The sequence below is a fragment of the Paenibacillus sp. MER 180 genome (assembly GCF_023713665.1).
GTDB classification, from domain to species: Bacteria; Bacillota; Bacilli; order Paenibacillales; family Paenibacillaceae; genus Paenibacillus_B; species Paenibacillus_B suaedae.
The window spans coordinates 120,807-135,229 of sequence record NZ_JAMAVT010000003.1 but is presented as its reverse complement, the minus strand read 5'-3'; the positions used below and the strand labels follow the sequence as shown (position 1 = coordinate 135,229).

The window sequence follows — 14,423 nt, the reverse complement described above, 5'->3', positions numbered from 1 at the left end:
ACAACTGTACCGCTTTTTCTACTGCTATATCTTGAAGACCGCACATTATTCCCCTTGTGCACGTTTATGCACTTGTGATGCCTGCGCTGCTTTCTTGGCCTGCATGCTTCGTTTAATGGACAGTCCAGCTGCCACGACAACGATCACCAGTGCGATCTCAAATCCATACTTGATGGATGGATTCGAGAAGAGACCGGCTAGCGAATCGAGCTTCATGAACTCACCGACGAACATTTTCGCTGCGGTCCACGCGAGCACCGCTGATCCGATGATAATAATGATCGGGTAGCGCTCGATGAGTTTCAGTACAATTGTGCTTCCCCACACGACAATAGGAACGGAAATTGCAAGTCCCAGCACGACTAGCAATCCATGTCCATTCGCCGCACCCGCTACAGCTAGCACATTATCGAGCCCCATCGCTGCATCCGCAATAATAATCGTTCGAACTGCCGCCCAAAAGCTGCCTCCCGCCTGCACATTATGCTCTTTCTCTTCGACCATGAGCTTGATCGCAATCCATATGAGCACGGCTCCGCCAATCACGAGCAAGAACGGAATTTTGAGCAGCCATACAACTCCTAAAGTGGCCAGTGCTCGAATGATTACTGCTCCGATCGTACCAAAGATGATGACTTTCTTCTGATCTTGCTTCGGTAGGTTGCGAGCCGCTAGACCGATAACAATCGCGTTATCTCCTGCTAACACCAAGTCAATGACGACAATGGACAGCAGCGTGGTCCAGAACTCTAATGAAAATAGCTCCATTGATAGTTCCCCCTTGACGTTAGTATGTATAAATACTGTAAAAAACATGAACGCCGCTACCACATTCGTGGTAACGGCGTTCCGATCAGAAAGAGACCTTCACCAACGCAACCATCGTGGCAAAGGTCTCGCAAACAACGTTATACGTTGCCAGTAGCGCCGAGGATGCGCGTTGTGGCGTATCCCGTAATGACGACGGTTACTGTGCTAGCTACTCCCCTTTGGAGTATTCGTTTTTTCAGTGAACTAATCATAACACCGGCAATCGAATTGTTCAACCATCATTTCTCTCTATTTTCTCGCTCTATTACAGATCTGGCGTTGTTCGAATGATAACAATTGGGTATGATGAAGATATACGTATTTAATCATAAGGAGGCTTCCCCATCGTGAGCAAAGAACTATCCAATCATCATCCTTCACTTGAAAAAGCAACCTTTGCCGGTGGCTGCTTCTGGTGTATGGTCACGCCGTTCGAAGAGCTTCCTGGCATCCATTCGATTGTGTCTGGCTATACAGGAGGACACACTGACAGTCCTACATACGAAGAAGTATGCTCAGAGACAACCGGGCATGCCGAAGCCGTCCAAATTACATTCGACCCTGCCCTATTCCCTTATAAGAAGCTGCTCGAGCTATTCTGGCAGCAAATTGATCCTACAGATGAAGGCGGACAGTTCCATGATCGCGGTTCGTCTTATCGAACAGCTGTCTTCTATCACAATGAGGAACAACATCAGCTTGCACTGCAATCCAAGCAAGAATTGGAGCAGAGCGGTAGATTCGATAAACCAATTGCTACTGAGATCGTTCCCGCTGGCACGTTCTACCCAGCAGAAGAGCATCATCAAAACTATCATCAGAAGAATCCAGCCCATTACAAGCGCTATCGCTCCGCATCGGGCAGAGATGCCTTCATCGTGAACCATTGGGGAATCTCCGATGAAGAGCGTACAGCCCTTCAAGGGAAGCTGACGCCAATCCAGTATCGGGTAACCCAGCAGAATGGCACAGAGCCCCCTTTTTCCAATGAATACTGGAACCATGAAGCAGAAGGAATCTATGTGGATATCGTATCTGGTGAGCCGCTCTTTAGTTCGTTGGATAAGTTCGATGCAGGCTGCGGCTGGCCTAGCTTCTCGAAGCCGCTTCGTTCCAATCATGTGGAGAATAAGCTGGACACTTCTCACGGCATGGTTCGTGTGGAAGTAAGGAGCAAACTGGCCGACTCCCATTTGGGACATGTATTCGATGATGGCCCTACCCCAACTGGACTTCGTTATTGCATTAACTCTGCAGCCCTGCGGTTCATTCCGAAGGAGAAGCTGGAGCAAGAAGGATATGGGGAATTCGCATCCCTTTTTTCGCACAAATAGGGTTCTCTAGTACGAAGGCCCAAATGAGGAACGACCTAACCGTTCTCATTTGGGCCTATATTTAGATTCGCTCAATTGTTAACAAAATACCGCTCTTGTCGTCGCACATTTTGAATCGGGGTATTTGATTACAGTAGGCATCCATTCGTTCTCGCGCCTCCAAGGCGGCGGCACATTGCTCCATCCCAGTAGTAATGATGTATTGGAACCACCGCTCCATACTGCTCTGTTCCTCGTCAACACGCCAAGGATAAATGCCATCCGATACAAGCAGAATATGCGTAACTCCCTGGAGTGGGAGAGCTCCATATTCCAGACGATGCTGCACGGCCTCATCTCCATTAAGGACACTGTAACCGAACTCTGTATTCGCACGGGAACGATTCTGCCTCAGCAGCTGCCGAATCTCTTCTGGCTGCCTATGCTCCCTCCAATCCTCCTCATGCTCCATCCACGCTGACAAGGCACGCTCATCGAAGGGGGCAACTCGATCATAAGTTACAGCTCGAACCTCCCCGGATTCATATAGCGCGTATATCATGCAATCACCCGTCTGCGTCCAATACGCATAATACTCATCAAGCCACACAGCGGCATGAACCGCACCGAACCTTCGTCCTGTATCGTATGGAGCGATACCGTATTGGCGCATCGTATCATCCAACATCCGATTTGCTTCCAAGAGTCGAGCACGCATCACATCAAGCGGAGAAGCCATAGCTGCTATTGCAGTAGTGATAGATTCCAGACCACGAGCAATACTTAAGGCAGCCATCTCTCCTGCCGTATGCCCTTCCTCATCTGTAATCGGCTCCAATCCAGATACACCATCGATGACCGCATATAGCTGCTGTTCGGGAAGTGCAATTATCCGGTCTTCATTTCGACTGCCCTGTCCCTGTCTCGTTGCCGCATCACAATGAATTCGAATCACTGCTGTTCCCCCTTCAATCGATCTTAGGCTCAGCTACCTGACTTCTGCACCATCTTCGCAGCTTGACCGAACAATCCCATTAGCATGAACACAACGATAATATATAGCAAGAACATCGGCGCCGCCATTGCGGAGAACACCATCGGTGATGCAAACGCGAATCCAAGCATACTTAATGAACAAGCGAGTGCAACTGTAAAATAGATGGATCGTCTACGGGCCATATGTGCGATGTAGCCCCAGTCACGGCGCAGTGCATATTCCCGCAAACCACTGCACATGAAGGTTACTAGTGTAATGTTCAACCCCGTCTCTGCTATACTGCGAAACACTCCAATCCATGCTCTCGCTTCCGCACTGACTCCGCCTAACAGCATCGGCTGCAGCAGCTCATACACCGCTAGAACGATCAGCGGGATACATACTCGCTTCGCATGCAGAAAGCGATCAGATACGGATATCAATTGTGTTACACCGCTAAATACCAAGGCAAAGCCTACGATATCCGGCAGCAGATCAACGCCCCTCGGCGCGTAATCAATAAAAAATAACAAACCCCATTGAATTCGTCTAAATGCCTTTGCTTCCATATTCATCTTGTTCATCTTTGTTGTCTGCATGTCCTTTCCGTATGTACTTCCACAAGCAAGCTGTACGCAATCATGAAACAGTTCAGCATGCTGTTATCTTGCTTCAGTATAACGTGACGTCTTAAGCGAACGCAATCTCGCGTCGTATTTGGAATATTTTTTCAGCCTATTCACTCAATTCGGATTATGTAAGTCCATTCCTTTTGCAGTATAATGGTTAAATGTCTAGTTGAGTAACATTCCTTATAGCCTAATAAAAGCTACATACCTTTCAGGAGGAAGCATAATGAATCACATTAAAATATTTTCGGACAGCACATGCGATTTGCCGAAATCACTACTTGAACGTTATGACATTGGCATTATCCCTTTATATGTTACTTTCGGTGACGACGCTTATCGTGATGGAGTGGATATGACCCCTCCGGAATTGTACAAGCGTGTAGATGCATGCGGCAAGCTGCCGAAGACATCTTCGCCATCTCCAGCTGATTTTGTAAAGGCATTTGAGCCATTTGTGAACGAAGGCCGCAAAATTCTGTATATCGGGTTGTCTTCCCACTTATCTTCCACCATTCAGAATGCCATTATTGCCGGGGATATGCTTGGTGAAGATACTGTAACTGTCATTGACTCCTTAAATTTATCTACCGGCATCGGGATTCAAGTTCTCAAGGCAGCGATGGCACTGGAATCTGGTTCATCTCTGGAGGAAACTGTAGAGCTTGTTGAGGACGTTCGTGGCAAAATGGAAACCGAGTTCATTATAGATACATTAGATTATCTATATAAGGGCGGACGCTGCAACAGTCTGCAGAACTTGATCGGCAGCTTGCTTCGCATTCGTCCTGTCATTAAAGTTGTCGATGGAAAAATGATTGCGGCCAATAAAATTCGCGGCAAACGCGAGAAAGCACTTGAGCAGTTGAAGCAAAATGCACTGGATCATGTGGATGAGATGGACAAGGATATCGTATTCGTCACTCATTCCTTATCGCCTGAAGATGCCAAAATGATTCAGGCCGAATTGCAAGAGAAGACGGGCGCAAAACATGTGATCCTGTCGGATTGTGGTTGCGTCATCTCCAGCCACTGTGGACCAAACACAATTGGAATCGTATACGCGCGCAAATAAATATACAGCGGCTGACCTCGCCAATAGAGCAAGGTGCAGCCGCTGTATTTATGTAGAGAACTAACCGTATTTTATTCCATTGAACGAGTAAAAAAACGAGCAATCCCACCCGCCCCAACAGCAAGGCAGATCCCAAGAAGCATCTGTACAATCACTTCTATGAACTTGGCGCTGTCATCCGTCCAAGCCCGCTCTGCAAATAAAGCCACTTCTTGATTCGAGAGCATAATCAATAGCTTGATAAATTCCGGGATGCTGTTCACGAGAAGCATAATACCAGCAATACCTAGTCCGATTTGAAGGGTGGTGCGAAGCACCGGGTTCGCAGAATGCGTCTGGCTGCGCATCGGTAGCACACTTTCCTCGCCGCTACTAGATACGTCTGCATCTTGTGTCTTCACTAGAGTCACATCACGTAGTTTAGATGGTGCTAGCGCCTTCGATAATGATCCTGCCGTGCACCATAGGATGATTCCTCCTATAAGCGGAACAAGGACAGGGAGAAGCAGTATGACGAAATTTGTGTATACCATATTTTCACTTCCAACCTCCATATGAATCATCGAGGAGATCATATTTACCAGCGCAGCTGCAATCTTCGCCAACTCTAGGAAGGCGGTCACGATCCAATAGAGAGCGCCGAGCCGAACAGCCAAGAAGGCCAATGATCGAGCATTCAATTGATTTTCCTCCATTTCTGAGCATGGATTCATAATCATCTATTATACAGGATGTCTGGCGCTTATTGGGAAGTTATTTGCTCTGATGCCTCAGCTGGTATACGTATGGATACAGATGTGCCAATGCCAAGTCCGCTCACAATCGTTACTCCATACTCAGCACCATAGTGCAGTTTAATACGTTGATCTACATTTCGAATGCCGTAGCCTGTATTCACATGGTCTCTTCCATCAAAAATATCATGGATTCGCTGAGCGGTCATACCTACCCCATCATCGATGATCCGGAACAGCAGGTCATCCACATCCTTCTTTGCTACAATTCGAATGAAGATTCGATCTCCACACCAAGCATGTTCCAACACATTTTCAATAAATGGCTGTACAATCAGCTTTACCGTACGATACGGCCATACTGCTGGGTCAATATCGAACATAACACTAATGCGATCACCGTATTTAATCTTCTGAATATCCACATAAGCCTGTGCCTGCTCTAACTCATTATGTACCGGTATCATCAGCTTGCCATTGTTAAGCGCAAGTCGATAAAACTTAGCCAGCCCTAATACCATCTGCTGCAGCTTCTCATTCTCCCCGAACTTCGCTAGCCGATTAATGGAGGACAGGGTGTTATACAGGAAATGAGGATTGATTTGCGATTGCAGCATCTCCAATTCCGCTTCCTTCTTCTGCAGCTGTGTCAAATACACTTCCTTAATTAGCGCCTCAACATTTTCGCCCATGTTATTCAATGCAGTAGCTATTTGGGAAAATTCGTCTTTGCCCCGATAGGAAATTCGTTTGTGCAGATCGCCTTCCCGAAAAGCATTAAGCACGGACACGAACTTCGTAATCCGAATCGAGAAATATCTCGAAATGAACACTCCTGCGAATGACAACACAATAAAGCAAATCAAGCAAATAAAAATAACAAACAATCGAACCTTCATCGAATCTTCCTGTATAATGGAGAGAGGAACATGAGCGACCAGCTTCCAAGATTGCTTCCCTACCGTCTCTTGGATCGTCAAATAGTTGCTCTGCGTATCCGCTTCATTAGCAGGCAACTTGCCAGACTGATAGATGCTTCTCCCCTGTTCATCCACTAGGTAGATTACACTGTCATTTCCAATCTTCGAATAATTAATACTATCGAACAGCTCCGAGATCGCAACATTAATGCGCAAAAATCCAACTTCTTGCAGCTTCAGAGGATTATTAGTGTCCACAAGCCGACGCAGCAGGGAAATTCGACTATTCTCCGCATCACGCTCAATTTGGCTCCACTTCATTGTGATGCTGTACTTCTCGGGTGGAAAGCTCTTATACCAATCCTTATCTGTAATTCGATTCAAATGATAAATTTCATACGGCCAGTTATAATCCGTAGGATTCTCTTTCCCAAATGTACTGTGATGGATCTCATTTATGGATTCATTACGAAAAAAAACAGAAATCCACAGCTTCATTCCAGTTGCCGAAGATGCCGCTTCTATCTTAGGAATAACATACTTCGTAATGCGATCATAATTTTCCCAGCCTTCCTCGTAGCTGCGCAAATATCGATACAGCTCATAGTCGCCGTACAATATAGAAGATATGCGAATTATATCCTGCATCTTATATTCAATATTATCGCGAATCTGCAGCAGTGTTCCTTGTATATTGTTCCGTGTATGCTTGCGAATCGATTGATCATACATGGAATGGGAGACAAGTCCTATGACTAATACAGGAACAATGATGAAAACCATATAAGTCAGCATGAGTTTGTAGCCAATCGGCAAATAGCGGAACTTCGGTCGCTGTTCGTTCATTGACTTCTCCCCTATCATGTTTCCCGCTTGCGATATTCCATCGGAGTCATGCCGTATGCTTCCTTGAATTGTCTGCTAAAATAGGGAAGGTATCGATAGCCTACCTGATTAGCAATTTCATAGATTTTGATGGAGCTCTCATGGAGCAGCTCGCGTGCCCGCTCCATACGAAGCTGTATAAGGACTTCACTGAACGATTTCCCAGTCTCCTCCCTGAACATGTACCCCAAGTAGTTCGGTGAGAATGAGAATTGATTCGCCACGTCCTTCAGTGTAATGTTCTCGCTCATTTTATCCTTCATCACTTGAATCATTTCTCGAATGAGCCGATTATTCTTGGAGGTAGATTTGCTTCGCAAATATTCAGATATTTCAAATGTCTTCCTGACGAGCCAGGAGCGAATATCGCTCACCGTATCAAATTGCAGCAGAATATCCAAGTTATGCAGCTCCATACCCAATATATCGAACAGATTCTCATCCTTTGTCTTCAATTGCTCATCCAGCTTCCATATGATGAACATCGCAAGATTATGTACGGTAAACTTAGAACGGAGCATGCTCACAGATTCGAACAGCCTCTCTATCTCATCGTAAATACAAACCAGTTCATATTCCATCAAGGCGTGAAATAGTGCCTCCATACGTTGTTCCAATGTACGCGCATCCATCATTTCGGGCTTCAAACTCACCGCTTCGTAGCGGATAAGCCTCCCTTTGCCAATAAACATTTTGCCATCAACCGCTTTGGTTGCCTGTTGGAACGAGAGATAGAGCTGTTCCAATCCGTTTACTGGTTCCCCTACCCCAACTGTCATCGTCACGGAGAACTGAGTCTCAATCACCTTATATAAATCATCAATGAAAGGGTCTAAATACTGATCATGAATCAACACCATCATCCGATGAGGCGTCAACTTGCAGCAATGTGGCATATGATGCTTCAATCCAACCTCATTGACCGCATACAGGAATTCCTTCGTTGTAACCTCATGTGACAAGCTCGTATGTTCTTGCGTCCAAGTCATATAGTCAAGTTCCATAACAGCAACTCGGACAGGCCAATTCAGTTTGTCAAGCCCATAAGAGGCAACTAGCTTCATCATTCCATCCTGCTGCTCACTTCTCCACTGCCCGTCAACCAACCGCAACAGCAAATCATTCTTCGCCATTGGAATCATATGCTGATAGGCTTCCTCCACATCACGACGCTTCCGGTCATCATCAAGATCCTGCTTCACCTTCTCGAGTGCAGCGATAAGCTCATCATCATTCATCGGCTTGAGTACATAACTGTAGGCCTTCAAAGATAATGCCTGTTTCACATAACTGAAATCTTGATGACCGCTTACAAAAATAATTCGGATATTGGAATTTACCTCAATCGCCCTGCGGGCCAGCTCCAACCCGGACATATTCGGCATATTAACGTCACTGACGATAATATCGATAGGCGTACTATCAATAATATGACAAGCCTCAAAGGCGTTATTTACCGCTGCTGCAACTTCTAACCCAAGCTCTTCCCAAGGAATGAATTGCTTCATTCCTTCCAGATCAAGCATCTCGTCATCAACTAACAACACGTTATACATGAATGAGGCCCCCCAAACGATGCAGTCATACAATTCTCATTCCAGCATTTCCCTAAACAAAGTATAACAAGTTCAACTATCATTTGAACAGTCAGATGATTTCAAAATAAAAGATTTGATCAAAAGAACGAAGACCCGCTGGCAGACAGCGAGCCTTCGTTCCGAAGATTATTTACCCATTGCTTTCTTATTCTCCGTCCAAACTTTTGTAACATGGTCAAGGAACTTCTGATAACCAACCTTCATGGAATCATCATGTGCTTTATCCAGAATTTGCAGTGCTTCTTCATCGGATTTCGCGTACATGGATTTTGCTCTAGCTGTCAACCAAATATCTCTAACACTTTGTCTAGCAATCCCCTCTTCACTATCTGGAGTCGGCTCCCAGCCGAGGAACTCCGTGAAGTCACCTTGCGAAGCCCATGTTACTTCCATTTGCCAGCGGTTGCTGAAATCAATCTTATCTGCTGGTACAGTAGACAACATTTGCTTTTTCGTATTATCCATGAACATTGTATTGCCCACCCATACCAAGTCGCCAGCTTTACCATTTATTTCAGAAAGCGTTTTCGGATCATTCATGTATTTATCTTTATTAAATTTCGGTGTCAGACCATCAGCTTCAAATCCATCCCAATAACCATCAGCTCCTGGAGGTCCCCAGTTCAGCACCATGCTGCCTTCAGGTCCTGTCATCCAGTCAAGCATCGCGAATATGGCCTCTGGATTTTTCGCATTTGTCGTAATGGCAGCTACGTTCCATCCAAGTTGGTTATATGTTCCCGGATAGATTTTGCTAGCATCCAGACCTTGTTTTACAATCGGTTTAATAAACATATAGCCGTCTTCCGGATCCTTCTTCTTCAATTCCTCATCTGCTACAGCTAGCATCTTCATCGGATCGAAAGTTGCAATAACGGCAAACTTGCCATTCATCGCTTTTTCTCTTACTTGGTCTTCTGTTTGCGTATTCGCATCTTGCGTCATCAGCTTCTCACGCATCAGCTTCGCCGTATATACTACGGATTCACGGAAGCCTGGATCCTTATAAATGGAGACCATTTTATCACCATCTGGAACTGCGAAGAAGCGAGTAAGGGACAAGTTATTTTCTTTAAAGGAAGAGAAGAGTTGGTCAATACCGTGACCGTCTTTTGCCAATCCCGTTTCAAATGGAGTGACGTCAGGGTACTTCTTATGAACAGCTTGCAAGTATGCATACAAGTCGTCAGTCGTCTCCAATTTTGGAGAGCCGAGCTCTTTATAGATTTTTTTGTTGATTGCATAGCCCGCGTTTCCGTTTGGCTGCTGTGTATAATAGTTCGGTACCTGATAGATCTTGCCGTCAGGCGAACGGAGCAATGCTTTGTGATTTTCAGTCAAATACTTCTTGAAATTCGGGTACTTGTCAATATACTCATCCAATGGTACGAGCATACCAGCCTCACGAAGACGTTCTATATCGGCCCCTCTGTCAGTCCAGATAATATCAGGAAGCTCATTGCCCGCAATCATCGTTTGCAGCTTCTGTGCATTGTTGCCACCTGAACTGATTCCATTGACCGTAATTTTCAAGTTGTCCTGTATCCACTTCGAAGCAGGATCCTTACCCCATTTCGGCAGCTGGTACCAACCATAGTTGCCATAGAACGATACTTCAAGTGGTTCCTTGCCCAATTCGTACAGGTCACTCTTCGGAGTTTCACTTGATTCTTTGCCCGTGTCGCCTTGCTTCACAGGTTCATTCTCAGGTGGAGCACTTGTCTTCCCACTGCCGCATCCTACTAACAGAGTGAATACCATAAAGACAGACAACACACTCAGCAGAAGATTTTTTTTGTTCTTCACGGCTTTTTCCCCTTTCAATTTTGTAATCTATGTTTAAAGCAAGGTTGCTCTAAACGCATCCAAATGTCCAGCAGATTAAACAATCGCTACTCTTTCAACGAGCCAATCAATACACCTTTTACAAAGAAACGCTGCAAGAACGGGTACACACATACAATTGGAAGCGTTGCTACCATAATCGTCGCCATCGTCAATGCCTTAGAGGTTATTTTCTTGGCAGCATTGATGTGCACAAGCGCACTCGTATCTACATTGGACAACTGTTCAGATGCGATGTTGGAGAATAGTATCTGTCTTAGTATCGTCTGAATAGGAAGCAGATTCTCGTTCGTAATATAGATACTGGCTACGAACCATTCATTCCAGTGCGCAACCGCTGTGAACAGAGACAAGGTAGCAATAACAGGGCCAGATAACGGGAAGACAATACGGAAGAATGTACCCCAGTTACCGCAGCCGTCAATCTTCGCTGACTCTTCCAAGCCTTGCGGCAAGCCTTGGAAGAAGGTGCGGAATATAATCATATTCCATACACTAATAAGTGCTGGAATAATGAACACCCAGAAAGAGTTGAACAAACCAAGTCCGCGAATGAGCATATAGCTCGGAATGAGACCGCCTCCAAAATACATGGTAACGATACACATAATCATATAATACTTGCGGCCCATAAGCCCTCGCTTCGACATCCCGTATGCAAAAATGGCCGTCGCTAAGATGGATGCTACCGTTCCAATGACCGTTCGCAAGAGGGCAATCACAAACCCATTCATTAATCGCGAATCTTCGAATACGATTTTATAGTTCTCCAATGTAAACTCGCGTGGCCAAAAAGTAATGCCGCCCTTAGACGTATCCAATCCTTCATTAAACGATATGACAAGTGAATTCCAGAATGGATAAAAGGTCGAAAAGGCCAATAAGGTTAACACTACATAGATAAATACCGTAAAAATGCGGTCTCCTATACTATCACGTATCATTATTCAGTCCTCCTAGTTATGGAATGATTCATTACCATAAGCTATTGCCCGTCTTTCTGGCAATGAAGTTCGCAAATGTAAGCAACGTGACGCTGACAACAGCCTTGAACAGGCCGATTGCCGTTGCATAGGAGTACCTGTAATTATCAATACCGACACGAACTACATATACATCAAGCGAGTCAGATACTTCTCTCAAAGCTGGATTGGAAGCGAGAATGAGAATGTCCTCGAAGCCTGCATTGAGCAGGTTGCCGATTGCAAGAATCATAAAGATGATCACAACTGGCATAATGCAAGGCAGTGTAATGAGCGTCATCTGCTTGAATCGACTCGCACCATCTATCGATGCTGCTTCATACAAATGAGGATCGATCCCTGCAATCGCTGCCAAATATACAATGGAGGCAAACCCTATTTCCTTCCATACATTGGTTGCAACGAGAATCGACCAGAAATATTCTGCCATTGACATGAAGTTAATCGGCTCATCGATAATCCTGAGCTTCTCTAACAGCATATTTATGCTGCCATTGTCTACGGACAGTAAGGATGTAACCATGGATCCGATAACTACCCATGATAAGAAGTGAGGCAAGTACGTGACGGTTTGAATGACCCGTTTAAAGGCCATCTTGCGCACTTCATTAAGCATAAGCGCTAAAACAATTGGCGCTGGAAACCCGAAGATAAATTTCATAAAACTGATAATAATCGTATTGCGCATAACAGGTACAAATTCTGGTGAATTAAAAAAATCAATAAAGTGCTTTAATCCTACCCACTCATTGCTGAACAGATTGAAGCCTGCCTTAAGCTTATAATCTTGAAAAGCAATAAGAATGCCATACATAGGGATATAAGAAAATATAAAGATTAGAGCAAGTGCGGGCAGCACCATGAGCTGTATGTCTATTTGCATAAAAAATCGTTTTAATGCGCTTTTCTTATGCTTATCCAGGTTCAGGCCCGGTTCTATCTCTGCTCCCGTGGTTGCCTTCGCCATATGAAAATCCCTCCTTGATTCAATATAACTCTTGCTGAATTAAATCTTAACTCCTTCCAGATGTTGTCTTCTCCATTGTAAAAGCAAAGCGCTTTCACGGATATATGACAAACCAACGATTATTGATACTTTGACACGTTCTTTTATAAAAAATAACAATAACTTTTATAGACTTAAGTTATTCAGAAGAAGCGAACCTACCGCTCCAGCAAAATGAGTTGCGTCCAACACTAGTACTGCTCTAGTTAACTATAAAAAGTGCCCAAAGCACTGGTTTGCTTTGGGCACTTGCGTTATACAATATTCGAATACTAATTAGGATAAATTAATTTTCCACCTTCAGCTCTTCAACAGGACGAGTACGACAGCTGCCCTGCAGCACACGCTCGCTCACATTGCCGAAAGTATCTATTGCCTGTACCGCGATGGAGTATTCACAATCTGGCTTCAGCCCTGGTATTTCCAGACGAAGCTGCTCCGGAACCGGATTTTTATAAGATTCGGAAAATGCAGCGTACTGTACAACCTCTTCTACATCACTACGATTCTCAACCGTAACGTTGTAGGCATGTACAAGCTCATTATCGGACGCCTGATCGAAGACGATAACGATAGAATCTGAAGTTGTACACTCCTCTTCTACATGCAATTGTGCGTGATCAGGGAAGCATGGCGCATCTGTGTCACGATGAATGGTATATGTAAAGGTTGAAGTTGACGCCGGCAGCGACACAATCCAAGCGTCTCCAATCTGACGATCATATTCGAAATCAAGCCTATGAATCGCAACGCGATCCTCATATACCTCGACAAGCAAGCCTTGGCTGAACTTCTCGAACCCTAACGGCAAATTCCCTTGAAGCTTGCCATGTTCCACTTCCAAATAGCTAAGCGAAGCCGTTCCAACAGAAGTAAAGTCCTCCTGATGAATACTGCGCGGATCCTGAAGCGGGTAGTGGGAGTGCCCGGAGAACGTAATAACCTGCGGATATGGCCGCAATGCCTCCATAAGCGGTTCAATATTGTCCTGAATGCCCCAGTCCTCGCTGCCGTACACGGTGTCCTTCAAGTGCTGATGCAGGAAGACGAATATAGGACGCTCTGCTGAATCGGCTGCAGCCACCTGCAGTTGTTCGCGAAGCCATGCAATCTGATCCAATGAGAAGTACCCTGATGTAACCTTATCCTCTGTCGCCATGACAATGAAATGGTAACCCTTAATGACCTGATGAAAATATAAGGATGGCATCTCCGTTTTTGCAAGAAAGCGAGCCTGCGCTTCTTCAATCGGAAGTCCGTTCCAATAGTCGTGATTGCCGATCGTGATGAGCGGTGTCGCTCCTGGTAGCTTATGCTTGCGGAATACTTCTAAATTGCGATCGTATTCCTCCTCAAGTCCATTGTTTGTTAAATCCCCTACAATAACAAACGCATCCTGATGAGGCGCCCTTGCATTCAACTGCAACATCGCTCGTTCGAACTTGGCGACACTACCTTCACCCGAAGGATCAATATGTATGTCACTGATTACCGGAAAGACGAGTGTAGGCTGCATATGTGTTGACATCGATCGTTCATCTCCCTTGTCCTGTTCATTCTATTCGATCTGCAATGCATGAAGCATGGATTAATTCACCTCTAGTCTATAACCTTTTTCTAGAGATGAACAGAGTAGAATATTTACCTAA

General features: G+C 45.1%; 13 protein-coding genes. 2 read left to right on the top strand and 11 right to left on the bottom strand.

Annotated features, from left to right (window positions below):
• Positions 1-45: 45 nt before the first annotated feature.
• Positions 46-768 (bottom strand): TerC family protein, encoded by a 723-nt coding sequence (locus M3661_RS05590; RefSeq protein WP_251482901.1) that lies wholly within the window; start codon positions 766-768, stop codon positions 46-48.
• A gap of 140 nt (positions 769-908) precedes the next feature.
• The gene (locus tag M3661_RS05585) at positions 909-1,046 is read right to left on the bottom strand and encodes a hypothetical protein (protein ID WP_175400519.1); all 138 of its coding nucleotides are present in this window, start codon (positions 1,044-1,046) and stop codon (positions 909-911) included.
• A 111-nt stretch (positions 1,047-1,157) separates the two neighbouring features.
• On the opposite strand from M3661_RS05585, the gene msrA reads away from it, so the two are divergent.
• Entirely contained in the window at positions 1,158-2,144 is a 987-nt protein-coding gene (gene msrA, locus M3661_RS05580) for a peptide-methionine (S)-S-oxide reductase MsrA (RefSeq protein WP_083189250.1), read from the top strand.
• A gap of 61 nt (positions 2,145-2,205) precedes the next feature.
• Here msrA and M3661_RS05575 read toward each other — a convergent pair whose 3' ends face one another.
• Together M3661_RS05575 and M3661_RS05570 are read right to left on the bottom strand one after the other, a co-directional pair.
• Positions 2,206-3,078, bottom strand: a complete 873-nt coding sequence (locus tag M3661_RS05575; RefSeq protein WP_065291919.1) for a protein phosphatase 2C domain-containing protein — start codon at positions 3,076-3,078, stop codon at positions 2,206-2,208.
• A gap of 29 nt (positions 3,079-3,107) precedes the next feature.
• A complete protein-coding gene (locus M3661_RS05570; protein ID WP_251482900.1) occupies positions 3,108-3,683 on the bottom strand; it encodes a hypothetical protein in 576 nt (191 codons plus the stop codon).
• A gap of 271 nt (positions 3,684-3,954) precedes the next feature.
• Here M3661_RS05570 and M3661_RS05565 point away from each other — a divergent pair, with 271 nt between their 5' ends.
• A complete protein-coding gene (locus M3661_RS05565) occupies positions 3,955-4,803 on the top strand; it encodes a DegV family protein (RefSeq protein ID WP_065291918.1) in 849 nt (282 codons plus the stop codon).
• Between the two features lie 71 nt (positions 4,804-4,874).
• On the opposite strand, the gene M3661_RS05560 is transcribed toward M3661_RS05565, so the two are convergent.
• The 7 genes from M3661_RS05560 to M3661_RS05530 form a co-directional block, all read right to left on the bottom strand.
• The gene (locus tag M3661_RS05560; protein ID WP_065291917.1) at positions 4,875-5,483 is read right to left on the bottom strand and encodes a hypothetical protein; all 609 of its coding nucleotides are present in this window, start codon (positions 5,481-5,483) and stop codon (positions 4,875-4,877) included.
• Positions 5,484-5,545: 62 nt separating this feature from the next.
• Positions 5,546-7,303: a sensor histidine kinase gene (locus M3661_RS05555; RefSeq protein WP_251482899.1), complete on the bottom strand. Its 1,758-nt coding sequence runs from the start codon at positions 7,301-7,303 to the stop codon at positions 5,546-5,548.
• A gap of 14 nt (positions 7,304-7,317) precedes the next feature.
• Entirely contained in the window at positions 7,318-8,898 is a 1,581-nt protein-coding gene (locus M3661_RS05550) for a response regulator (RefSeq protein ID WP_065291915.1), read from the bottom strand.
• Between the two features lie 168 nt (positions 8,899-9,066).
• The gene (locus M3661_RS05545) at positions 9,067-10,746 is read right to left on the bottom strand and encodes an extracellular solute-binding protein (protein WP_142543101.1); all 1,680 of its coding nucleotides are present in this window, start codon (positions 10,744-10,746) and stop codon (positions 9,067-9,069) included.
• 86 nt (positions 10,747-10,832) lie between these two features.
• Positions 10,833-11,729 carry a carbohydrate ABC transporter permease gene (locus M3661_RS05540; RefSeq protein WP_028533157.1) on the bottom strand — a complete coding sequence of 299 codons (897 nt, stop codon included), beginning with the start codon at positions 11,727-11,729 and terminating at the stop codon, positions 10,833-10,835.
• A 31-nt stretch (positions 11,730-11,760) separates the two neighbouring features.
• Positions 11,761-12,735 (bottom strand): ABC transporter permease, encoded by a 975-nt coding sequence (locus M3661_RS05535; RefSeq protein ID WP_065291914.1) that lies wholly within the window; start codon positions 12,733-12,735, stop codon positions 11,761-11,763.
• A 325-nt stretch (positions 12,736-13,060) separates the two neighbouring features.
• The gene (locus M3661_RS05530) at positions 13,061-14,302 is read right to left on the bottom strand and encodes a metallophosphoesterase (protein ID WP_251482898.1); all 1,242 of its coding nucleotides are present in this window, start codon (positions 14,300-14,302) and stop codon (positions 13,061-13,063) included.
• Positions 14,303-14,423: the final 121 nt, after the last annotated feature.